Origin of the sequence: Sphingobacterium sp. UDSM-2020 (genome assembly GCF_016132525.1) — a bacterium.
Lineage (GTDB): Bacteria > Bacteroidota > Bacteroidia > Sphingobacteriales > Sphingobacteriaceae > Sphingobacterium > Sphingobacterium anhuiense.
The window spans coordinates 3,271,642-3,295,374 of the sequence record NZ_CP066166.1; the positions used below are offsets into that span (position 1 = coordinate 3,271,642).

General features: G+C 36.0%; 17 protein-coding genes. All 17 read left to right on the top strand.

Annotation, left to right across the window (positions count from 1 at the left end; all coding sequences use genetic code 11):
* The first annotated feature begins 219 nt into the window (after nt 1-219).
* The 17 genes from JAZ75_RS13775 to JAZ75_RS13855 all read left to right on the top strand — a co-directional run bounded on the left by JAZ75_RS13775 (nt 220) and on the right by JAZ75_RS13855 (nt 23,729).
* Complete coding sequence (locus JAZ75_RS13775) at nt 220-1,236, top strand: LacI family DNA-binding transcriptional regulator (RefSeq protein WP_208696131.1); 1,017 nt, start codon at nt 220-222, stop codon at nt 1,234-1,236.
* 184 nt (nt 1,237-1,420) lie between these two features.
* Nucleotides 1,421-4,012: an alpha-amylase family glycosyl hydrolase gene (locus JAZ75_RS13780; protein WP_208696133.1), complete on the top strand. Its 2,592-nt coding sequence runs from the start codon at nt 1,421-1,423 to the stop codon at nt 4,010-4,012.
* Between the two features lie 21 nt (nt 4,013-4,033).
* Nucleotides 4,034-7,018 (top strand): SusC/RagA family TonB-linked outer membrane protein, encoded by a 2,985-nt coding sequence (locus tag JAZ75_RS13785; protein WP_208696135.1) that lies wholly within the window; start codon nt 4,034-4,036, stop codon nt 7,016-7,018.
* A 19-nt stretch (nt 7,019-7,037) separates the two neighbouring features.
* On the top strand, nt 7,038-8,594 hold the full coding sequence (locus JAZ75_RS13790; protein ID WP_132844687.1) for a RagB/SusD family nutrient uptake outer membrane protein: 1,557 nt from the start codon (nt 7,038-7,040) through the stop codon (nt 8,592-8,594).
* Between the two features lie 26 nt (nt 8,595-8,620).
* Nucleotides 8,621-9,595 carry a SusF/SusE family outer membrane protein gene (locus tag JAZ75_RS13795; RefSeq protein ID WP_183915887.1) on the top strand — a complete coding sequence of 325 codons (975 nt, stop codon included), beginning with the start codon at nt 8,621-8,623 and terminating at the stop codon, nt 9,593-9,595.
* 49 nt (nt 9,596-9,644) lie between these two features.
* Nucleotides 9,645-11,492, top strand: a complete 1,848-nt coding sequence (locus tag JAZ75_RS13800; RefSeq protein ID WP_208696137.1) for a glycoside hydrolase family 13 protein — start codon at nt 9,645-9,647, stop codon at nt 11,490-11,492.
* A 3-nt stretch (nt 11,493-11,495) separates the two neighbouring features.
* Nucleotides 11,496-12,143, top strand: a complete 648-nt coding sequence (gene pgmB, locus JAZ75_RS13805; protein ID WP_021187800.1) for a beta-phosphoglucomutase — start codon at nt 11,496-11,498, stop codon at nt 12,141-12,143.
* A 15-nt stretch (nt 12,144-12,158) separates the two neighbouring features.
* Nucleotides 12,159-14,441, top strand: a complete 2,283-nt coding sequence (locus JAZ75_RS13810; protein WP_208696139.1) for a family 65 glycosyl hydrolase domain-containing protein — start codon at nt 12,159-12,161, stop codon at nt 14,439-14,441.
* 19 nt (nt 14,442-14,460) lie between these two features.
* On the top strand, nt 14,461-15,798 hold the full coding sequence (locus JAZ75_RS13815; RefSeq protein ID WP_208696141.1) for an MFS transporter: 1,338 nt from the start codon (nt 14,461-14,463) through the stop codon (nt 15,796-15,798).
* A gap of 102 nt (nt 15,799-15,900) precedes the next feature.
* On the top strand, nt 15,901-16,791 hold the full coding sequence (locus tag JAZ75_RS13820) for a DUF4886 domain-containing protein (RefSeq protein WP_208696142.1): 891 nt from the start codon (nt 15,901-15,903) through the stop codon (nt 16,789-16,791).
* Between the two features lie 10 nt (nt 16,792-16,801).
* Nucleotides 16,802-17,791, top strand: coding sequence for a polysaccharide deacetylase (locus JAZ75_RS13825; RefSeq protein WP_208696144.1), 990 nt, complete (start codon nt 16,802-16,804; stop codon nt 17,789-17,791).
* A gap of 53 nt (nt 17,792-17,844) precedes the next feature.
* Nucleotides 17,845-18,333, top strand: a complete 489-nt coding sequence (locus JAZ75_RS13830; protein ID WP_132844667.1) for a DinB family protein — start codon at nt 17,845-17,847, stop codon at nt 18,331-18,333.
* Between the two features lie 262 nt (nt 18,334-18,595).
* Nucleotides 18,596-20,413: a M60 family metallopeptidase gene (locus tag JAZ75_RS13835; RefSeq protein ID WP_208696146.1), complete on the top strand. Its 1,818-nt coding sequence runs from the start codon at nt 18,596-18,598 to the stop codon at nt 20,411-20,413.
* A 206-nt stretch (nt 20,414-20,619) separates the two neighbouring features.
* Nucleotides 20,620-21,780: a metallophosphoesterase family protein gene (locus tag JAZ75_RS13840; protein ID WP_208696148.1), complete on the top strand. Its 1,161-nt coding sequence runs from the start codon at nt 20,620-20,622 to the stop codon at nt 21,778-21,780.
* 338 nt (nt 21,781-22,118) lie between these two features.
* Complete coding sequence (locus JAZ75_RS13845; protein WP_208696150.1) at nt 22,119-22,634, top strand: RNA polymerase sigma factor; 516 nt, start codon at nt 22,119-22,121, stop codon at nt 22,632-22,634.
* Nucleotides 22,600-23,250, top strand: a complete 651-nt coding sequence (locus JAZ75_RS13850; protein WP_208696152.1) for a hypothetical protein — start codon at nt 22,600-22,602, stop codon at nt 23,248-23,250. The genes JAZ75_RS13845 and JAZ75_RS13850 overlap by 35 nt, the downstream gene beginning before the upstream one ends.
* A gap of 5 nt (nt 23,251-23,255) precedes the next feature.
* Nucleotides 23,256-23,729: a DUF4252 domain-containing protein gene (locus JAZ75_RS13855; RefSeq protein WP_208696154.1), complete on the top strand. Its 474-nt coding sequence runs from the start codon at nt 23,256-23,258 to the stop codon at nt 23,727-23,729.
* Nucleotides 23,730-23,733 lie beyond the last annotated feature (4 nt).

A 23,733-nucleotide genomic window follows, 5' to 3' on the forward strand; every position in this document is an offset into this window, starting at 1 on the left:
CTCTTCCCATTCCGAACAGAGAAGTCAAGCCCGCCAGAGCCGATGGTATTGCCGTAACAGGTGGGAGAGTAGGTCGGTGCCTTTTTTTATACAGAAGCCTTTGCTATACAGCAGAGGCTTTTTGTGTTTATACCTTTTTATACCTTAGCTATTCTTACTTTAAGCTTCATTTAAATCCTAAATTTGTTCTATATTTGAGATGCTTTTATTTCAGCAACAATGTCACATATAACAATTATAGAATTAGCGGAACGTTTAGGTCTATCCAAGTCTACAGTATCACGGGCTTTCCGCGATGGTAATGATATCAATCCAAATACAAAAGCACGTATTTTAAAAATGGCTGATGAATTAGGCTTTTCACCTAATATGTATGCGAGCAATTTAAGAGCTAATAAAAGCAGTACCATCGCTATTATAATACCTGAATTTGGAAATAAATTTTTTAGTCAGGCGATTAAAGGAATTGAATTGGTTGCCCGTTCAAAAAATTACCATACTTTAATTTATGTAACAGACCACCGCGTGGATAAAGAAGCTTCTATTATACGATCGTTGATCAACGGACGAGTAGATGGGGTTATTATGTCTGCTTCTGGTGAAGGCCATGATCATAGCCATCTTCAGGTACTAAAAGATAATAATATACCGGTTGTTTTCTTTGATAGAACTTATGATGATGTGAATACCAGCTATGTAACTGGAAACGATTTTGAAGCAAGTTTTGCTGCTACAGAGCATTTAATAGAGAACGACTGTAGACGAATTGCTTATTTAGTAATTAATCAAAATGTCTCTATTGGTAAGGTACGTATGGCGGGTTATCAGGCTGCTTTGGAAAAATATAAAATTCCTTTTGATGCTAATTTGGTGCTTGATACCGTGAATGAATCAGAAGGTAATATGGAAGACATTAAGAATTTGTTTAAAATACAGAAACCTGATGGTTTATTTGCTTCCGTTGAACGTTTGGCTATTTCGGCAATGCGTGTTGCCAAAGATCAAGGAATTAATATTCCTTCTGAATTAAAGTTGATCTGCTTTTCATGTTTAGATATTGCAGATCTTCTAGAACCTGGATTAAGTGTTGTTAAACAACCCGCTTATGAAATGGGAAAAACTGCTACAGAATATCTGTGTCAACTGATTGCTAAACCGATTAGCTTCTCTAATCAAGAAGTAACTTATCTGGAATCTTCTCTAATTTTTCAGAAATCTAGTAAAAAAAATCATTAAAAAGTTTGGATTTAAGCCTTTAGCTTTTTATCTTAGATAAATATTGGGAACGTTCCCAGTATAGGATTACCAATTGTAAAGGGATTTTAGCTTTGAATTCATAGTATATTTTTAGCGTACAAGATGCTTTAATGCATCACTATGGGAACGTTCCCATAAATTATATTGCCAATTGTAAGGAGTTATGAGACATTATTTTATCTGTATATTTTTTAGTATATCGGTTATTTTTTTTAGTTGTAAAAAAAGTAATCCTGCCACTATAGCGATAGAAAGTGAAGTGTCTCCTAGTGATATTGGTTTAGTCACAACGAATAAGCTGTTTAATTACTGGGATGAGTCCATTACATTTATGTTTGATGTAAATAAGGGGAATCGGGCACTGGTATCGGCAGATGGACCATTGTTTTTACATATTGGGCTAATTACTGCTATAAGTAAAGATGAAAATGATTGGAAAGAGGTTGCTACGGATTGGACAAAAAATGATGATGCATTTAAGCTAAGCCGTCAATCTGATGGACGGTATAGCATCACGTTAAAACCGAGTGAAGTTTTTAAAGGAATTGCTGGAACTGACGTGATTAAAATTGCATTAGTAGTACGCAATGGTTCAGGAACAAAAATTCAGAGGAATAGAGATGGGTCTGATATTTATGTAGATGTTACTACAAAAGGGGAAGTTCATCTTTCATTTTTAAAACCTAGCACACAGCCTACTTATATTTTAACATCGGAAAAAGAAGCTTATTTATTGAATGAAGAGCTCGCTATCGAAGTTTTTTCTACGGTAGCGGGCAAACTTTCACTACGTATTGATGAAGTTGAACAGGAAACTGTAAGCAATTCATCGCAGCACACATTTAAATGTAAGTTTGGAACTTTAGGTGTACATCTTATTACTGCTCGCATAGAAGTTAATGGAAATAGCTACGAGAAGAAGTTACGGATATTCGTTAATGATAAGCCTGAAATTGCAGCACTTCCTATCGGCGTCAATAAGAACGGTGTAACGATCGACAAGGAAAAGAAAACAGTGAGTTTCGCGTTAACTGCTCCTGGAAAATCAACTATTTTTCTATTAGGTAGTTTTAATAATTTTCAGGCAGAATCAAAGTATGTCTTGAAACAGACGCCTGATGGAAGTACATGGTGGTTAACAGTATCAGATTTGGATTTTTCAAAAAAGTATACCTATCAATTTCTAATTGATGGTCAGTTAAGAATAGGGGATCCTTACAGCAAGTTAGTATTGGACCCAATCTATGATAGCAATTTAGGAAGTTCGGTCGCTGAGTTGCCAGCATATCCGATACAGCAGACTACAGGTCAGGTGAGTGTATTGGAATTGAATGGTACGGACTATCCTTGGAAAGTTCAAAACTTTAACAGACCAAATGCTTATGATTTAGTGATTTATGAATTGCTTACACGTGATTTTTCAAAACAGCATAATTTTAATGCGATACGCGATTCCATTCCATATTTAAAGCGTCTAGGTATTAATGCCGTCGAACTGATGCCTGTTCAGGAAAGTGAAGCCAATTCTACTTGGGGTTACAATCCTTCTTATCATTTAGCCGTGGATAAATATTATGGTCGTGCAAATGATTTAAAAAGTCTCATCGATAATCTTCACCAGTCAGGAATTGCGGTGATCTTAGATGTGGTACTTAATCATGCATTCGGACAATCACCTCTCGCTCAACTGTATTTTGAAGGACAAACCACGAGCTCTAACAATGTTTGGTTTAATATGATGCCAAGACATCCTTTTAATGTCGGATATGACTTTAATCATGAAAGCCCTTATACACAAACTTTTGTGAAGGATGTTCTGAAGTATTGGATTACAGAATTTAAGATAGACGGCTTCCGTTTCGATTTATCAAAAGGATTTACACAGAAAAATACGGGTACTGCAGAAACTAACGTTGGGTCTTGGTCTGCTTATGATGCTAGCCGGGTTGCGATCTGGAAAAATTATCATGATTATCTTAAAATTCTTGATCCAAGTTGCTATATCATTTTAGAACATTTCGGTTCTGATCAAGAGGAACAAGAATTAGCTGCTGAAGGAATGTTACTTTGGAATAATTTAAATGGGAATTTTAATGAAGCGACTATGGGCTATAATAGCGGATCTAAATCGGATTTGAGTAGATTATTTGCGGAATCACATGGTTTTAAGACAGCTAATATGGTGAGCTACATGGAGTCTCATGATGAAGAAAGAATCCAATTTAAGAATGCTCAATATGGTTATACTGACGGTTCTTATTCTGTTAAGAATCTTGCTACTGCTTTAGATAGGATTCAAGCAGCAGCAACGTTTTTGTTAACTAGTCCTGGTCCAAAAATGATCTGGCAATTTGGTGAATTCGGTTACGATATCTCGATAGATGAAAATGGTCGAACAGGGGAAAAACCATTGAAATGGGATTATTTGTCCAACATTTCTCGTAAGCGTTTATTTGAGCACTACGCAAAATTGATCAGGTTGAAAAAATTAAATTCAATTTTTAGAAAAGCAACTTTATTATCGTCCTCACTGCAGGATGGATTGAAATACTATACCATATCTGATGGAAATCAAACTGTATTTGTTATCGGAAATTTTGACACTGTAACGAGAGCGTTTCACATTACATCAGATTTAGCGGGGAGCTGGTATGATAATATGACTCGATCGAATCTAAATTGGGATCAAAATAGTCAGATTACAATTAAGCCTGGTGGATATTACCTTTTAAGTAAAACTAAATTAATAAACTAAACATATAAAATCAATTACATTATGAGCAAATTTACATTACGTGCTGTAATGACCTTTGGTCTTTTGATGATGCTTTGGATGAATGCTTTTTCACAAAATTCTTCACTTTCTGGTAAAGTGGTGGATGATAAGGGAGAAATTGTGATCGGAGCTACTATTGTAATCAAAGGAAGTCCAATTTCAACAGCAACAAATCAAAACGGGGAGTACACAATTAATCAAGTGCCACTAGGAAAGACGACTGTTACGGTCAATATGATCGGTTACAGTTCTATGGATTTACCGATCCAAATTGTCTCCGGTGCAAATGTGTTGAATTTCAACTTGAATTCAAGTACCAACGATTTAGAAGAAGTAGTTGTGATCGGTTACGGTGTGGCCAAGAAAAAGCAAATTACAGGTTCTATATCAAGTGTCGGTCCAAAGGAATTTAATACTGGGGTAGTGAGTTCGCCTGACCAGTTATTGGCAGGTAAAGTTGCAGGTTTGACGGTGAATAGATCAGGTGGTGACCCTACTGCAGGTTCCACTATCCAATTGCGCGGACCATCGTCATTGACTGCTAGTTCTTCACCATTGTATGTGATTGATGGGGTAGTCGGTGCAAACATTGAATTGGTAGCACCAGATGATATCGTATCGATGGATGTGATGAAAGATGCTTCGTCCACTGCAATTTATGGGTCACGTGCTGCAAATGGAGTTATTTTCGTGACGACAAAACGCGGTAAAGCAGGTAAGCCTGTATTATCTTATAGTGGTTATGCTGCTATTGAAAGAGTTGCTAATCGTGTCAATGTGTTAAGTGCAGCTGAGCACAAGCAATTTGTTGCAGACAATGGTTTGACTGTAGCTGCCTCTGAGACTGGTTTTGATACTGATTGGCAAGATGAAATAACTCGGACTGGGGTTTCTCATAATCACAATCTCTCGCTAACAGGTGGTTCTGAAGGAACTCGCTATAATGCTTCTGTAAATTACTTTAATAACCAAGGTATTGTGAAAAGAAGTGATTTAGAAAGGGTCGTAGCGCGGGTTGGAATTGATCAAAATGCTTTTGATGATCGCTTGAAATTAGCGCTTAATGTTGCGAATAGTATGAACAAATCCAATCATGTAGACTACGGGATTTTTAATGGGGCAGCTCGTTATCTGCCTACTTCACCGGTTCGTTCTGATGATGTTGCTTATGCACCATATAATGGTTATTTCCAAGTACCTGGAAGAACAAACTATTTCAATCCTGTAGCCATGTTAAATCAACGCGATGAAGAGCGAAATAACAATACTTTGCTAGCTAGTTTAAAAGCGGATCTGACGATCTTCAAGGGATTGACCTGGACTAACGTGATATCGTATCAGCAAAATCAATTTGATAAGAAATACTATATGCATCGTACAGACTTTGATTCGAAAGCATTGGGAAGAGGATTTGCTGAACGTTCAAACTTGAAAAATATAGATAAGATTTTTGAGTCTTATGTTAATTATAATGTCACTAAGAATCTTCATTCTTTTGATGCAATGGCTGGTTATTCGTATCAGAAAACTAAAAATAATGATGGCGTTGTTGCTTCTTCTGTCGGTTTTATGTCTGACGATCTAGGAGGCAATAACCTTAATTTAGGGACCTTGCCAGATGGTTATAATCCTTATAGTACATATCCTTATATTTTAGAATCTTTATTGATTTCGGTTTATGGTCGTGTGGGATATAATTATGATGAAAAATATTTGTTAAGTGCATCTGTACGTCGTGACGGTTCATCAAAATTTGGAAAAAATAATAGATGGGCAACATTTCCTTCAATTTCCGGAGCTTGGAGAATAAGTAGGGAAAGTTTCATGCAAGACCAAGATATATTTAGTGAATTAAAGTTACGTATGGGGTATGGTGTTTCAGGAAATCAAAATATAGATCCATATCGACAGATCATTATTTTCGGTCCTCAAAATGGTCAATTTCTATATAATGGTAATTGGATGAATGCCTATGGCGTTAACCAAAATGAAAACCCTGATTTAAAATGGGAAAGTACATCAATGTTTAATGCTGGATTGGATTTTGAATTATGGAGAGGGCGTTTTGGAGGTACCATTGAATATTATAATAAAGAAACTAAGGATTTATTGTATGAGTACGACGTTCCTTCGCCACCTTATCAGTTCAATCGTTTATTAGCTAATGGAGCAAGCATGAGTAATAAAGGTGTTGAGATCACTTTAAATGCCGTCGTTTATCGCAATAGTGATTTTTCATATAATACAACTGTCAACTTCGCCCGTAATATCAATAAGGTTGGTTCATTAGCTTCTAATATCGAAAATATTGGCGTATCGCAGCGTTATGAAGGAAGTATTGGTCTTGATGGCTGGACCGGTCAAACGGCAGCAATTGTTTTACCAGGTCATGCATTAGGAACATTCTATGTTGCTAATTATATGGGCTACGATGAAGTTGCGAAGAAAACGATTTATCAAAAACCAACAGGTGAACTTGTCACACAGGATCAGATTTCGGCACCAGATGATTATATGGTCATGGGGCAGGCGCTTCCTAAATTTACTTATGGATGGAATAATAGTTTTCAATATAAAAACTGGGACTTAAACTTCTTCTTACGTGGTATGTATGGCAATCAAATTTTTAATGCTACCCGTGCCGATTTAAGCCGTCTTCAACAAGCAAATGTGACGAATATTTCTAAAGATGCAGTTGAAGAAGGCATCTTTGAAACGCCACTAATTGCTTCTAGCAGATTTATTGAAGATGGTTCATTTTTAAGACTAGATAATGCAACATTGGGTTATACATTTAGTACCAAAGAATCTAAATATTTAAAAAATGCTCGGTTATATGTATCTGGACAAAATTTATTTACGATAACCAAATATTCGGGTGTAGACCCAGAGGTAAGTTTAGGTGGTTTAGCACCTGGTGTTGATAATAGAAATTATTATCCGAAAACAAGATCTTTCTTGTTAGGTGTGAAATTAACTTTTTAACCCTTATTCACAATTAGTTATGAAAAAGAGATTCAGTAAAATTCATTTATTCTTATTTGCCGGGTTACTGGTTGCAGGACAGTCTTGTACCAAATTTGACGATAAGATGTATTCAGCATATACAGAAGATACATTTCCCAAGACTCCAGAACAATTTATCGCCTTAACAGGGCCTGTATATACCAGTGCAAGAGGTTATTTTGATAATTATTTTAGTCTGCAAACAGCGGGATCTGATGAAGTTATTATCCCAACAAGAGGAGGAGATTGGTTTGATGGTGGAAAATGGCGGGACATGCATTACCATACTTGGTCAGCGTCACATGAAGTTGTTCAAAATAATTGGGATTGGGGTTTCAATGCAATAGGTACTTGTAACCGTGTGCTTAGTATTTTAGAACAAGCTCCAGAATCAACTACAAAAGCACAGACAATTTCTGAAATAAAAGCCATGCGCGCTTGGTATTATTTTATGATGATGGATGCTTACGGAAACATTCCGCTAGTTACCAGCTTTGATACAGGAACAGAGTTACCGGCAACTACAGCTCGGGCAGAAGTCTATAAATTCATTGTAAAAGATTTAGAAGATAATCTAGCAAATTTAAGTGAAGAAAAAACAGAAGCTACTTATGGTCGACCAACAAAATGGTTTGCACATACCTTATTAGCAAAACTGTACTTAAATGCACAGGTTTATAGTGGCACTGCAAATTGGAATAAGGTGGTTGAACATAGCAATGCTGTAATTAATTCGGGGAAATATGCGCTAGAAAATGATTTTTTGACGCAATTTAAACCTGATAATGGCGCTTCAAATCCTGAACCAATATTTTCAATTCCTTATGATGCTTCCCGTGCTACAGGGAATACTTTATTCAACCGTGTACTACATTATGCACATCGTCAAACCTTTGAATTGAGCATTAATCCGTGGAATGGATGGAGTGCACAACCGGCCTATTTTGACTTGTTTGAAAATGCGGATAATCGTAAAAAACAATGGTTATATGGTCAACAGTATAATTCTACGGGTCAACCTCTGAATTATAACGGACTTAATGTCGTGTTAGATCCATATAATTATAAATTAATACCTGGATCTGATTTTGACATTGGAGGAGCGGATGATGGAGGACGTTTAGCAGGTGCACGTTGTATTAAATACTATCCGGATAAGAACCAGATTAGTAATAATGCCGGCAATGATGTGGTTGTATTCCGCCTAGCAGACGTGTTGCTGATGAAAGCCGAAGCTGTTTTAAGAGGAGCTACAGCAGCAAGTGTTTCCCAAGCTGTTGATGCAGCTAATCAGGTCCGTAAACGTGCATTCCCAGTTAATCCGGAGAAACATTTTACGGCTAGCACATTAACTTTGGACGCTATTTATAAAGAACGTGCCTTAGAATTTACGTTTGAATTGACCAGAAGAACAGATATGATTCGTTTTGGTAGATGGGAAGATGCTCAGTTATTTAAACCAGCAAATGCTGGAGAAACTTACAAACGTCTATTTCCTATTCCCGCAAGAGCAAGAGCTAATAATAATAAATTGGATCAAAATCCTGGTTATTAATCTTTAAATGAATAGAAATTATGAAAATGTCTAATATATTTCGATTACTATTAGTTTTATTTGTTGGTATTACTTCCCTTTTGTTCTCTTGTAAGAAAGTGGAGCACGGTACGGACGTTCCAATATTGTCGATTAACGAAAGTACAGTTTCGACCATTCAAGTCGGGAAAAAATTAAAAGTTAGTTTTATTGCTAATCAGGTTACGGATTTTACATTCTCTATTGTACCCGTAAGTGCAGGCGAAGCTTTGATCACAGAAAATATTACTGTTGATCCCAATACATTTATTTTATCAAAAGAATTTGATATTCCTAATCAAGCATCATGGATAGGAGAGGCTTTACTCAAAATCAGTTATAATTCTTCAGGACAGATTATTGAAAAAACAAGACCAATTACTTTCACAGAGAGTAATCCACAAATGTTTCTTGTTGGAGGCTCAGTTGCCGCTGGTTGGGAACCAACTTTAGCGCTTCCGATGAGTTTGTACGATAAAGAAAGTAAAACTAAGTTTGAGATTTATGAGTACGTTACCGTAGATGGTTCTGGATTTAAATTTTTACCGACTAATGTTGACTGGACAGATGCTTTTGGTAAAGGAGCAACAGACGGAACATTATTACAAAGCGGTGATGCTGGAAATATTACTGTTTCTTCGAATGATTTTTATAGAATTCGGATGGATGCTGAAGCTAAAACCTATGAAGTGTCAAAATCAACCTGGGGCGTTATCGGTAGTGCAACTCCTAAAGGTTGGGATAGTGATACAGATTTAACTTTTGTAGGTAGCAAGGGAGTATATACCTGGAAAGTAACAGTAAACCTGGTTGCGGGTGAATTAAAATTCCGAATGGACGATGATTGGGCTGTGAATATCGGAGGCGACTTATCCGCTCTACAACAAGATGGTGCCAATATAGCAATTGCTACTGCTGGTAAATACGATATTGAACTGTCACGAACAGCTTCAGGTTATTCTGCAAAAATTTCTAAAAACTAATTTAATAGGGAGCATGAGGCTCCCTATTTCTTCAAACTTTTTTTGAACGATGATACGTTTATTGTTAAGTGGTGTTTTTATGCTACTTCAGCTTTCTTATGCCTTCTCTCAAGGTAAATTTTCTATACAAAGAGTCGAACCTTTGCATTGGTGGGTTGGTATGAAATCTTCTGATTTGCAGTTGATTATTTATGGAAAAGGCATTGGAAAGAGTACGGTTAAAATCAAGAAGCAAGGCTTAACCTTAGTCAAAACTAATCCGGTTGAAAATTCCGATTATTTATTTCTAGATCTATCGGTTGACTCCGACGCAACTGCTGGCTTTTATCCAATTGAATTTCATGAAAATAATAAGCTAGTAGGAAGCTATAAATATGAATTAAAAAATAGAGAAACATCTTCTGTGAAAGCTCAGGGTGTCCATTCCGACGATTTGATCTACTTAATCATGCCAGATCGCTTTGCCAATGGAAACACAAAGAATGATCAAATAAAAGGTTTACGGGAGATTCAGGTAAACCGTGATTCCATGTATGCTCGTCATGGTGGTGATATAGATGGTGTTATTCAACATCTAGATTATCTAGCTGATCTAGGAGTTACTTCTGTGTGGTTAACACCAGTACTGACCAATGATATGCCCCAGGCTTCCTATCATGGTTATGCAAATACAGAAAACTATCATATTGATCCACGATTGGGAACCAATGAAACCTACCGTAAACTTGGGGAGGAACTACACAAACGAAATATGAAATTGGTACATGATGTCGTTCCGAATCACGTAGGACTGTATCATTGGACCGTAATTGACAAGCCTTTTAAAGACTGGTTGCATGAATGGCCAAGTTTTACACAAACTACTTATAAAGATCAGACTATTTTCGATCCTTATGCTTCCGTTGCAGATCGCGAGCGAATGGAAAAAGGATGGTTTGTAGAGACGATGCCCGACATGAATCAAGAAAATGAATATGTTCAGAAGTATATTCTACAGAGTCATATTTGGTGGATTGAGTATGCAGGTATTGATGGTTTTCGTATAGATACCTATCCATACAACGATTTGGATTTTATGGCTAAATGGACAGCGGCAATTCAAAAAGAATATCCTCAGTTTTCATTCTTTGGTGAAACATGGGTACAGTCTGTACCGAATCAAGCTTATTTCTTAGGAGGAAAACGTGTTGGCCAGTCGATCGATACGAAGCTTGATGGTGTCACTGATTTTCAATTAAATTATGCTATCGCAGATGCATTGAATAATGAAAAGGATGGTGCAAATAGATTGTATGCAACTTTAGGATCGGATTATCAATATCCTAATCCATTAGCGAATGTAATATTTTTAGATAATCATGACAAGGACCGTTTTTTCTCTGTGGTTGGAGAGGACATAGAAAAATATAAAGCGGCATTCTCTTGGTTGCTGACATCTCGTGGTATACCACAGATGTATTATGGTGCAGAGGTATTGATGAAGAATTTTAATAGACCTGATGGCTTACTACGTGAAGATTTTAAAGGTGGATTTGCGGGTGATACTGTTAATAAATTTAATGCTTCAGGCCGATCTGATGCAGAAAATGAACTGTTCGATCATATTAAAAAGTTAGCGAATTATCGTAAGAATAATACGGTGCTACAATATGGAGCAACACAGCATTATGTACCGGAACATAATGTGTATGCATATTTCAGATCTCACGAAAACCAAGTAGTATCTGTTTTTATGAACTGTAATGACAAGGCGGTTAAATTACCCTTAGCTCGATTTAGGGAGAGTATGAAAGAAGCAACGCGAATGAAAAATATTTTAACAGATATCGATCAAGAAATACCATTGGAAATTACATTAAAACCTCATCAAACAGTGGTGTTTGAATTAAAAAAATAAAAAATGAAAAGTGCATTGGACCTTTTGAAGGAAATTAAGGGAGTAATTTTTGATCTCGACGGTGTTTTGGTGGATACTGCTGTATTTCATTTTCAAGCTTGGAAAAGACTTGCTCAGGAATTGGGATTTGATTTTACAGAGATTGAAAATGAACAATTAAAAGGTGTAAGTAGAATTGCTTCACTAGAGAAAATTTTAAACTGGGCTGGAGTTGATGCTTCTGAAAGTGAAAAAATAGAAATGGCAGAACGGAAAAATCGCTGGTATTTAGATTTAGTTGAGCAAATGAAAGCAGATGAAATTCTACCTGGATCTCTTGAACTGTTGCATTGGTTAAAGAAAAATGGATATCAGGTTGCATTAGGGTCTGCGAGTAAAAATGCACCGCTTATCCTCGAGAAAACGGGTATGATTTCTTTTTTTGATGTCCTTGTTGATGGTAATAGTGTGAGTCTTTCTAAACCTAATCCAGAGGTTTTTTTAAAAGCTGCCCGTGATCTTAAGTTACTTCCAGAAGTATGTCTGGTGTTTGAAGATGCGCAGGCCGGGGTAGATGCTGCAAGGGCTGCAGGAATGAGTGTGATTGGTATCGGTTCAAACTTGAATGGAACCGATTTGTCAATCAGCAGTTTGGAAGAAGTTTTAAATTAATTAGTTGATTTTGCAATGAAAAATTACATCGTCCACGATGAGTGGAATATCATAGAAGAAGGGTTTCAGCCCGCATATAATGAAATCTCAGAAAGTATATTTTCTATTGGAAATGGAAGAATGGGACAAAGAGCAAATTTTGAAGAAGACTATAGCGGTAAATCATTATCAGGATCATATTTGGCTGGAGTTTATTATCCTGATAAAACCCGCGTTGGTTGGTGGAAAAATGGTTATCCTGAATATTTTGCGAAGGTTATTAACGCTATCAATTGGATTGGTCTTCATATCGAAGTGAATGGTGAGGTTTTGGATCTCGCAAAATGTGATGTACATAGTTTTCAACGAAAACTGGATATGAAGCATGGATTATTAATTCGATCTTTTGACGCTAGACTTCAAAATGGTATGGAGATTCGTGTAAAGAGCACGCGGATATTTCATCTTTTTCAGTCTGAAACAGCATCTTTAAAATATACTATCCAAGTTCTGAATCAAAAAGCTTCTTTACAGGTGGAGTCTTATTTGGAAGGAGATGTCGTGAATAGAGACAGTAACTATGATGAACATTTTTGGAATTTTATTTCAAGTGGTACATCAGATTCACAGTTAAATGTGACGATGAAAACGAAGAAAACAGATTTCATAGTCCGTGCTGATTTGTTTAATAACTTTACTTTAAATAATAAAACTCTAGAATCCAAACCTTCAAAAGAAGGTGCATATGTTTCTGAAAGTGTAGCAATTTCTGTAGAGCCAGGTGATATATTCTCTGTAGAAAAACGTGTTTCAATGGTTACTTCTCAAAATTATAGTGAAACTGAATTAGTTGTGACGGGAAAAGCAAATATCGAAAAAATTTCTGCCATAACATTTGATGAATTACAACATAATCAGGCGTTGGCCTGGGGAAATTTCTGGAATGAAAGTGATATTCAGATCACTGCAGATGTTGCCGCACAGCAAGCTATTCGTTTTAATATATTCCAATTATACCAAACTTATACTGGCGAAGATTCCAGACTTAATATTGGTCCAAAAGGATTTACGGGAGAGAAGTATGGTGGTGTGACCTATTGGGATACAGAGGCTTATTGTGTTCCTTTTTACCTTGCTACGCAACCCTCGGCTATTGCCCGCAATTTATTGCTGTATCGCTATCAGCATCTGGATAAGGCGATTGAGAATGCCGCAAAACTTGGTTTTTCAAAGGGAGCGGCTTTATATCCTATGGTTACAATGAATGGAGAAGAGTGTCATAACGAATGGGAGATTACTTTTGAAGAGATCCACCGTAATGGCGCAATTGCTTTTGCCATCTATAATTATCAGCGCTATACCGGTGATTGGTCATATGTCGAAAATTATGGGCTTGAAGTATTGATTGCTATCAGTCGTTTTTGGGCACAACGTGTCAACTGGAGTGCGGAGAAGGATAAATATGTTATATTGGGAGTTACTGGTCCTAATGAATATGAAAACAATGTCAATAATAACTGGTATACCAATACTATTGCTAGCTGGTGTTTAAAGTATACGCTGGAATCCATACAAACGTTAAAAGATAGTGATCATATCAAACTAAAGGTCTTATTTGAAAAAGTTGCTTTTAAGCAAGAGGAAGCCGTAGCATGGCAGCATATCATGGATCATTTATATTATCCGATCGATACTGAAAGCGGGATATTTTTACAACAGGATGGTTATTTAGATAAAGAGCAAGTCTTAGTTGCTGATTTGCCTGATACAGAGCGGCCGATCAATCAAAAGTGGAGCTGGGACCGTATTTTGAGATCATGTTTTATAAAACAAGCAGATGTACTTCAAGGCTTATATTTCTTTGAAGATCAATATGATTTAGATACGATAAGAAAGAACTATGATTTTTATGAACCGCGAACTGTTCATGAAAGTTCACTGTCACCCTGTGTTCACGCTATTTTAGCTTCAAAATTGGGTAATGAGGCTAAGGCATATGAATTTTACCTTAGAACAGCCCGTTTAGATCTGGATGATTATAACAATGACACCGAAGATGGATTACACATCACATCGATGGCCGGAACCTGGATGTCTATCGTCGAAGGTTTTGCAGGGATGCGGGTGAAAAATAATACATTGATTTTTCAAACTTTCATTCCTAAAACTTGGGAAAGTTATGCTTTTCATGTTCAGTTTAGGGGAGTGAAATTATTTGTAAAAATAAAACAGCATGATTTTGAACTGATCAATAAGTCTAATCAAGAAATTAATATTATTTTTAACGGAGAGGAAATCTCTGTTAAGCCAAGTGCATAACCCGCTAAGCAATAAAATTATGATTTCAAAACTGCATAAACCAAAACTGTCAACTGTTCAGATTATCAATATGAGCATAGGCTTTTTGGGTATCCAAACAGGGTTTGCTCTTCAAAATGGTAATGCCTCGCGCATTCTCCAGACATTTGGAGCTGATGTTGAGCATTTATCACTTTTTTGGTTGGCAGCTCCGATCACCGGAATGATCGTTCAGCCCATAATAGGCTATTATAGTGATCGAACATGGAATAAAATTGGACGTCGCAAACCTTATTTTTTGATCGGTGCTATTTTAACTGCAATCGCACTGATATTAATGCCTAATGCTGCATTGTTTACGGCTATTTTACCTCCTTTATTAGTGGGGGCGGGAATGTTGACCATTATGGATGCATCAATTAATGTTACGATGGAACCATTTAGGGCGTTGGTTGCAGATAATTTACCGAGTTCACAACGGAGTTTAGGATTTTCTGTTCAAACCTTTATTATCGGATTTGGGGCAGTAATAGGATCTTGGTTACCGTATGTGTTAACTCATTATTTTGGAGTGGAAGGAACAGCTGCAGAAGGGATAATTCCTCTCAATGTAATATATTCCTTTTATTGTGGGGCAGGTATATTGCTGTTATCCATTTTATGGACAGTTTTATCGACAAAGGAGTATAATCCAACGGAATTAGCTTCTTTTGAAGATGCATCTCAAGAAGTTGAAGTTGAGCATCGTTCTGGTTTATTTGCTATTGCTGCAGATTTTAGATCCATGCCAAAGACGATGAAACAATTGGGTGTCGTACAGTTCTTTTCATGGTTCGCACTTTTTATGATGTGGGTGTATACTACTCCCGCAATTGCAGAACATATCTTTTATTTAAAGGGGGGGGATAAATCGAAGCTTTACATGGATGCAGCCAATTGGGTAGGAGTGCTTTTTGGTATTTATAATGCCGTTTCGGCAATCTATGCTTTGTTTTTAGCTAAGATAGCAACTAAATTTGGGCGCAAGCAGACACATGCTTTTTCACTTGCTATGGGAGGTCTAGGATTGATGTCGATTTTTATTATTAAAGATCCCAATCTCTTAATTATTCCTATGATTGGGGTAGGACTGGCTTGGGGAAGTATATTAGCAATGCCATATGCTATTTTGAGCGACAGTTTGCCTGCAAAAAAAATGGGGGTTTATATGGGGATTTTTAATTTCTTCATCACATTTCCTCAGATTGTCTGTGGTTTTTTTGGAGGTTATATGATCAAGATATTCTTTGATAGTAATTCTGTTTACGGAATATTATTAGCAGGTGTTTTTATGCTACTTGGTTCATTATCTGTATTGCGCATTAAAGATAAAATTTAAGATATAATATGGATAAAAAAAAGCTTCTCTATTGAGAAGCTTTTTTTGTTCAAATTGAAAGATATTTTTTAATTTAGAGCTTATCTGTATAAATGCATTCATATGTTTAGCACTCGAATTACTTATATTCTTTTTCTTTTTTCTTTTATTTTTCTATCAAAATTAAAGGCCCAAACTGATGACCGGACATTAGATGATGGGGTGATTCGTATACTGGCTATTGGTAATAGCTTTTCTGAAGATGCTATTGAAAACAATTTGTTTGAACTGGCAAATGCTCGGGGGAAAAAAATTGTGATCGGTAATTTATATATAGGAGGAGCACCCTTGGAGCTACATGTTAAAAATGCTTTGGGAGATAGTAGTGCCTATAGCTATCGAAAAGTAGATGAATCCGGAGCGAAGAGCGTACATGAGCATATGAAAATATCGGCTGCGCTTTTAGATGAACCATGGGATTATATCAGTTTTCAACAGGCAAGCCCTCTATCGGGAAAATATGACACTTATGCAAAGGATTTACCTTTGCTATATGCTTATGTAAAGGAGCATGTCAAGTATCCGGAAACTAAGTATATTCTACATCAAACATGGGCTTATCAACATGATAGTGATCATAGTGGATTTAGTTTATATGAACGCAATCAAGAGCAAATGTATAAAGCTATTGTATCGACATCTGAAAAGGTATATAAATGGGGGAATTTTTCAATTTTGATTCCTTGTGGAACTGCAATACAAAATGCTAGAACGACTTATGTCGGAGACCATTTTACACGGGATGGCTATCATCTTAATTTAAATTATGGTAGATTTATTGCAGCCTGTGTTTGGTATGAAGCCCTATTTAAGGAAGATGTTCGGAATAATGCGTTTGTACCGCTTTCAATAAGTTATGTTGAAAGTAAAATAGCAAAGCAAGCCGCTCATCATGCTATTATACATCCATATAATATGACGCTTCTCAAGGATTATACTTTTTGGACTTATTGATATCTTATCGATGAAACAGAAAAGGCAAAGATTTTCATTTAGACACATCTATTTGGTCATATTATTCGTGATTCTTGCATCCGATGTGATTTATGCACAACGTTTTGAACATATTGTGGACTATCAGGTAAATTTTGCCAATGTTTCTTACAAAGGAAAGCAGTATGTTGGTATTCGAAGTTTTCAGGACCAAGGTCAGAACTACGTGTTGTCAGTAGATCCAATAACATTGGAGACATACGTGTTGAATCGTAATGCTTGTAAAATTGTAGCCGTTACTTCCATTGAGAAGGTACCATATTTTGATTCATCTTTGTATATGAAGAGCTTTAAACATGTTCGAAGTAATGAACAGGTGCTTCAAGATGCTGGAATTGATTTTCCCTTTCCAAAGGAGCGGGGCATTAATCTGACTATTGATTTATGCCCATCGCATAAGCCATTGGATAAAATTGTTTTTGAGACTCTATTTGTTGCTTTTAAAGGTGTTGAAAATTCGCTTCCAGTTGCTATTTCTCTTTCGGGGAAATGGATTTTGAATCATGAAACGGACCTACAATGGCTCATTAATTTACAAAATAAAGGGTTGTTAACGATAACATGGATCAATCATACTTATACTCATAAAGTGAATAAGGATCCTTTAAATCATAATTTTTTATTAGCCACAGGCACTGATGTAAATTATGAAGTTATAGCCAATGAGAAGTTGATGCTTTCTAAAGGAATAGTTCCGTCCGTCTTTTTTAGATTTCCAGGTCTTGTTTCGAGTAATAAAATTATTGAACAGGTATTAAGTTTTGGTTTGATACCAGTAGGATCAGATGCGTGGCTTGCGAAGGGACAGCATGCAAAAGACGGCAGTATCGTTTTAATTCATGCCAATGGAAATGAAGAGATAGGTGTACAAGATTTTATTCAATTATTGAAGAGTGAACAAAGTAATATTAAGAGTAAACACTGGATTTTACATGACCTGCATGAAGGTTTCCAGTATTAACATTTATTTTTAAAATAGATTATGCAAATCATTTTTGTATTTAAAATAAGGTTATGAGTATTAAAAAGAGTTTTCTGATTGAATTAGAAAGAGAGACAAGTAATACAGGTCGTGTTTTGGATCGCATTACAGATGAACATCTGGATTGGCGTCCACACGAAAAATCGATGAGTTTAGGCGCATTGGCAGCACATGTTGTGGAATTGCATAATTGGGTTTCTAAAGCTATTCCGAAGGATGTCTTCGATTTTAAAACTGATTATCAACCTTTAAAAATTAATTCCATTGACGAATTAAAAGATATTCTAATCAAAGGTTTAATTGCAAATAAGGAAACTATTGAACAATTGCCTGAAGAGGACTGGTTAAAAGAATGGGTGTTAAAAGCTGGTGACTGGGAAATGGCACGATTGCCCAAGGCTGGAGCCGTGCGCTATATCATTACCAATCACTTGATCCATCACAGAGGTCAGTTGACTGTTTACTTGAGATTATTGAATATTCCAGTACCAGGACTTTATGGTCCTTCTGCTGATGAATAAACCTGAAGAGAATCGAAGCCAAAAGCTTCGGGTTTTTTTATGGTTTTACTTCTTAGCTTATCTACCAAATTAATTTTGAACGGGATGAGAAGTTATATCAAATTTGCGTATAATAATACATTATTATGCTTATTTTATCTATCCACATGTCTAATTGAAAAACCTAAATTAGTGGTTTTAATACCTATATTATTATAATATAAAACTCCAATTATTGTTAAGTGCCCTGTTGGCTTTACCTTAACACGTTTTTATTCATGATATGAAAAAGTACATTATAACCACATGTTTTTTAATCAGCACTGTTTTGCTATCGTTGGGGCAAGATAAAAGTGATTTTAAAGTCTTTAATGATAAGAAATTTACAACTCTGAAAAAAGGAGTAAGTGACAAAGAAATAAATGCCATATCTTCAGAGGTAATTCGAGCTGTTGCCAAACAGCTGAAAAGTAAGACATATCCTTTGCATGAGCGTATTCGAAAATATGAAAGCTACCAAGATCCCCATATTTTAGCCAATCGACTGAAAACAGGTGCATATTCGCAGTTTGAAAATCCGACGGGTATTTACTTTGATCAGAATGACGAAATAATTGCCTGGGTCGGAGATGTTAACGGTAATTCTATTTCTTTGGATATTGTGAACTGGGATGATAAAGATTTCAGTAAAGAGACTTACAAATTAAAACCTGGACTTAATATTCTCAAATCTCATTCAAAAGGTAATAGTTACATCAATTATTATACGAAAGAAGCAAAGCTTGCTAATAAAATTGAGGTACATATTCTTTCAGGGCACATCAATGGTGTTTTTCAAGTTGCTAACGATGATAATAAAAAATGGGACCAATTGTTAGCAAACGCTTACGGACCTATTTTAGATATCGTTGGAAAAAAAACACAGTTAGCTTATTCTGTCGCTTCTTTAAAAAAGTATGCTCCATCACAGGGGACTCAACTTATTCAGTTGTATGATTCTATTATCACTATCCAACATGAATTAATGGGGCTTGTTAAGTATAATAAAGTTCCCCGTAATCATATGTTCGGTCGTGTAATATGGGATGGATTTATGCACGCAGATGAATTTGGGGCCGCATTTCACGATGAAACGATGCCCTGGGTGGCTCATATTCCAACCTTACAGAAGGATTGTTGGGGAGTTGCTCATGAGTTTGGACATGTTAATCAGGTACGGCCTAATATGACTTGGCCGGGTACAACGGAAACGACAAATAATATCTATTCCGTTTGGACACGTTATCTTTTTAATAGAAAGGATGTTAAATTAGAACGCGAAGCTTTAAAGGATTATGATGAACATAAAGTTGGGGGGCGTATCACGACTTATATGGAATCTGCATTTGTGCACAAACAACCTTGGATGACACAAGCTGGGCATGATCGTATGAAACGGGAGAATGACAGAGGGTTTGCCGGCGATCATTTTGGCACTTTAGTCCCGCTTTGGCAGTTACAACTTTACATGGCTGTTGTAGGAGAAGGTGAAAAGTGGGGTAATAAAGATTTTTACGCAGATATCTTTATGAAGGCAATCAATGATCCCATAATTGATGCAAAGGAGAACAGTTACTATCAGCTAAGCTTTATTAAAAATGCATGTGATGCTGCTAAATTGGATCTGACAGATTTCTTTGAACATTCTGGTATGTTGACAACAATGGATATGATGGTAGATGATTATACGCCCGGACGTATGACGATTACTGAAATGGATGTTCGTGAGGTTAAATCTTATGCATCTCAATATAATAAACCGACCACTCCTGTTATGCATTACTTAACAGCGAATTCCATTGATATTTTTAAGGGAAAGCAACCCGTTCGTGGAACTAAAAATAGTGGGATCGAAAAACAGATAGGAAAGATTGTAATTGATAATACAAAGTGGGAAAATGCTGTAGCATTTGAAACGTACGCAGGTGAAAAATTGCTGAAAGTCGCATTTCGTGGTGCAGGTTCTGTTGATGATATTAAAACTACAGTGGTTCAGACACCCGAAGGCTATACCAGAGTGGTTGCAGTAGGATGGGATGGACAACGTATTGAAGTGATCTAAAATAAGGTATTTAAATTTTTTTGCCCAAGATCACGATCTCACCATGGTCCAGATTTTTTAACATAACGTGTCACAGATATTTCTTTATAAAGTCGAGCAACATCTTAAAGGGACTTGCTGTGACTCTACTGGTATTTCAAGATTAACTTAACTAATATGAAGCTGATTTTTTTGATAATCAGCTGTCAATTTTTACGCATATATCTATGATGAATTTAGATAGACGTTTTTTTATAAAAAGCTTAGGCTTGCTTGGAGGTGCATCTTTCGTACAGAACGTAAATGCTAATGAATTAGAACTAGCAGAAACTGCTTTTAAATTTGCCGCACTTCCTTATCTCCAAAATCTAACAGAACAGCATATAACTATCTGTTGCGTTTTGAGTAGTCCAGGTATAGCCTGGGTTGACATACTAAAGGACGATGGTACATTGTCCCATAAAATCTATGAAGTAGTAGATGGTATACGTAACGCCCGTGCTGAAGTTTTTAAATTTAAGGTACCACATCAAGGAGCAGATTTTAAGTACCGTGTGGGGGCCAAAGGACCGGGTGGTCTTGAAATCAGTTCTGAAGTGATAAATACAAAGCTATCTATAGATAACAAGTCAACCTGCGATGTTTTAATTTTAAATGATATTCATGAAGACAGAAGCAGTTACTCGTATTTATACAATAAGACTGCTCTGAATCATAAAGATTTGGTCATTATTAATGGTGATTCGTTTCATTATATTATGAAACAGAGCGATGTAACTGATAAAATGCTAGATCCTATAGCTAAAGCTTTTGCTTCGCAGGTTCCTTTTGTTATGGTGAAAGGAAATCACGATAATAGAGGATCATTTATACGTCATTTGAAAAATTATTATGATTTACCTAACAATAAGTTTTATCAGGCTTTTACCGTAGGCCCTGTTCTTTGGATTATTTTAGACGGGGGTGAGGATAAGGAAGATGAACATGAAGCTTTAAGAGGTGAATACGAATTTGATAATTACAGATTAGAGCAACGTGCTTGGTTAACGGGGATCATGCAATCAAAAATGCGTAAAAAAGCTAAACATATCATTGTTGTCAATCATTTTCCATTTTTTCATTCCGATGAATATCACGGAACCGTACATAACAGGACAAGTTTTCATGATATTTTAGAAAAGTACAAAGTTGATGCAGTGATCGGTGGACACTCACATGAATTTGGTTTTTATCCCCCTGATGCCAATCATAATTATCATGTTATCATTGGAGGTGGGCCTGAAAAGGATAACCGTACGATGATTGAAGTAGCTGCTATAGATCAGAAATTAGTTGTTAATTTAAGACGAGAGAATGGTGAACTTGTCAACGCATTGCAAAAAGGTTAATAATGCATGCAACCGTTACGGTAATTAAAGTTTATTCCTTTTTGGTAAGGTAATAAAGGATTATTTTGTAAATTCAATGATATCCTTTTATACTGATGTACTGAATTTCTAGGGGTAGTTTATTTTCAGGCTACTTCATAATTTATACACAAACATGATTATTCATTTCATGGATAATCTATCTTTTTAAACCGAAGCTAAAAAGCTTCGGTTTTTTTATGTTCCTTCGTATAAGGAAAACAATTCCTAGAATATAACAGCACCAATTATTTTTTTTAAAAAAGTATGTAATATTTCGATACCCTTGCATGTCTTCTATATAAAAGCGATTAAAATTTATGAACCAAGAAACCTTTAAAACGACAGTCTTCATCCATAAGGATCGGTTATTTCGTTTTGCAAATAGGTTTTTGCTAGATCAGGATGATGCGTTTGATTTGGTTCAGGAAGTATTATTGAAGTTATGGGAATCGAGGAGTGAACTTTTAAAAATTACGAATATCGAAGCTTATGCGATGCGAATGACAAAAAACTTTGCCTTGAATAGATTAAATAGAGAGGGGGTCAAAACAAAATATATGGCACAACTTGATCAAGATATTCAAAAAGAAAAGTATCCTTCCTTAACTAGAGAACTTATTTTAAAATTCATAGATCAGCTCCCTGAAAAGCAAAGACTGGTGATGTATCTCAGAGATATTGAGGAATATGAAATTGCAGACATTGTTGCCTTGGTCGGAATAGATGAAAATGCAGTGCGCGTAAATTTATCGCGAGCTCGAAATGTGATAAAAGTCAATTTGACAAAAGTATTTGATTATGAAGAAAGAAGAATTAAAGAAATTAGAAGCTAAATATTTAGCAGGAGAAACGACTCTTGCCGAAGAAAGGTTACTAAAGGAGCAAAGCGAAGAGGGGTATTTTTCGGTCTTATCAGAGCAGGATAAAGCGGAGATGCCGTTGGATTTTGAATCTTTTTTAACAACTACAGAAAAGGTACAATCTGTCCATCTGCCACAAAAGAGAAAAATATGGACATTGTTTTCGTCTATCGCAGCAGCTGTTTTGGTCATCTGTTTAGGTATATGGTATTTGCCTAATCAAAAAGCAGTGGAAGAAGAAGAGGTGGCCACTCTTAAGATTCTCTCGAAGGAGCATCATGAAAAGGATATCATTGAAACGAAACCATTGGTTGAGAATAAAGAAAGTGAAAAAAAGCTATCACGGAATTCAACGGTTGTAAGGATCGATACTTACAATAGTGACCGATCAGTTTTAAAGCCAGAATTAGATCTGGCAAGTGAGCCACTTGCGTCAGAAGAATTTTATGTAGAGGTCAATGGGGTAAAAATTACAGATGAAGCGGAAGCATTAAAGATTACTGAAAATGCACTGCTATTTGCCTCTTCGAACTTAAAAAAAGGAATGAAGGAAGTTGAAAATATAAAATGTTTAAGTATTGAATTATAAAAATTATGAAAACGATATTATTAGTATTAGCGCTATTGTGTTCAAGTTTGGCACATGCTCAACTATCGAAATTAGATGAGATCTTTGAGCAATATAAAGAAGGAAAAGGGGTGACTTCTATTAAAATTGGTAAGCCTATGTTCAGCATGCTGAATAAGATGAAATTATCCGATAATGAAGTAAATAGTATAAAACCATTGCTTTCTAAAATAAACAGTATTAAGATGCTGATCTTAGAAGAGGCAGATCTAGGAGTGCAATCTGATGTATCAAAAGCTATTGGCAAATTGAAATACGAAGAATTGATCACCATTAATTCGGAAGGTAATAAAATTAAATTTTTAGCAGAAGATACAGCATCGGATGTTATTAAAAATTTATTGCTCAGTATTCAATCTGAAGGAAGTACGATTTTTATGATCCTGGATGGTAAGGTGAGCTACGATGATGTAAATAAATTGGTCAATACTAAACAATAGGATT

Coding starts and splice junctions, on each gene's coding strand:
- JAZ75_RS13775 (WP_208696131.1), top strand. CDS start 220: ATGTCACATATAACAATTATAGAATTAGCGGAACGTTTAGGTCTATCC.
- JAZ75_RS13780 (WP_208696133.1), top strand. CDS start 1,421: ATGAGACATTATTTTATCTGTATATTTTTTAGTATATCGGTTATTTTT.
- JAZ75_RS13785 (WP_208696135.1), top strand. CDS start 4,034: ATGAGCAAATTTACATTACGTGCTGTAATGACCTTTGGTCTTTTGATG.
- JAZ75_RS13790 (WP_132844687.1), top strand. CDS start 7,038: ATGAAAAAGAGATTCAGTAAAATTCATTTATTCTTATTTGCCGGGTTA.
- JAZ75_RS13795 (WP_183915887.1), top strand. CDS start 8,621: ATGTCTAATATATTTCGATTACTATTAGTTTTATTTGTTGGTATTACT.
- JAZ75_RS13800 (WP_208696137.1), top strand. CDS start 9,645: ATGATACGTTTATTGTTAAGTGGTGTTTTTATGCTACTTCAGCTTTCT.
- pgmB (WP_021187800.1), top strand. CDS start 11,496: ATGAAAAGTGCATTGGACCTTTTGAAGGAAATTAAGGGAGTAATTTTT.
- JAZ75_RS13810 (WP_208696139.1), top strand. CDS start 12,159: ATGAAAAATTACATCGTCCACGATGAGTGGAATATCATAGAAGAAGGG.
- JAZ75_RS13815 (WP_208696141.1), top strand. CDS start 14,461: ATGATTTCAAAACTGCATAAACCAAAACTGTCAACTGTTCAGATTATC.
- JAZ75_RS13820 (WP_208696142.1), top strand. CDS start 15,901: ATGTTTAGCACTCGAATTACTTATATTCTTTTTCTTTTTTCTTTTATT.
- JAZ75_RS13825 (WP_208696144.1), top strand. CDS start 16,802: ATGAAACAGAAAAGGCAAAGATTTTCATTTAGACACATCTATTTGGTC.
- JAZ75_RS13830 (WP_132844667.1), top strand. CDS start 17,845: ATGAGTATTAAAAAGAGTTTTCTGATTGAATTAGAAAGAGAGACAAGT.
- JAZ75_RS13835 (WP_208696146.1), top strand. CDS start 18,596: ATGAAAAAGTACATTATAACCACATGTTTTTTAATCAGCACTGTTTTG.
- JAZ75_RS13840 (WP_208696148.1), top strand. CDS start 20,620: ATGATGAATTTAGATAGACGTTTTTTTATAAAAAGCTTAGGCTTGCTT.
- JAZ75_RS13845 (WP_208696150.1), top strand. CDS start 22,119: ATGAACCAAGAAACCTTTAAAACGACAGTCTTCATCCATAAGGATCGG.
- JAZ75_RS13850 (WP_208696152.1), top strand. CDS start 22,600: ATGAAGAAAGAAGAATTAAAGAAATTAGAAGCTAAATATTTAGCAGGA.
- JAZ75_RS13855 (WP_208696154.1), top strand. CDS start 23,256: ATGAAAACGATATTATTAGTATTAGCGCTATTGTGTTCAAGTTTGGCA.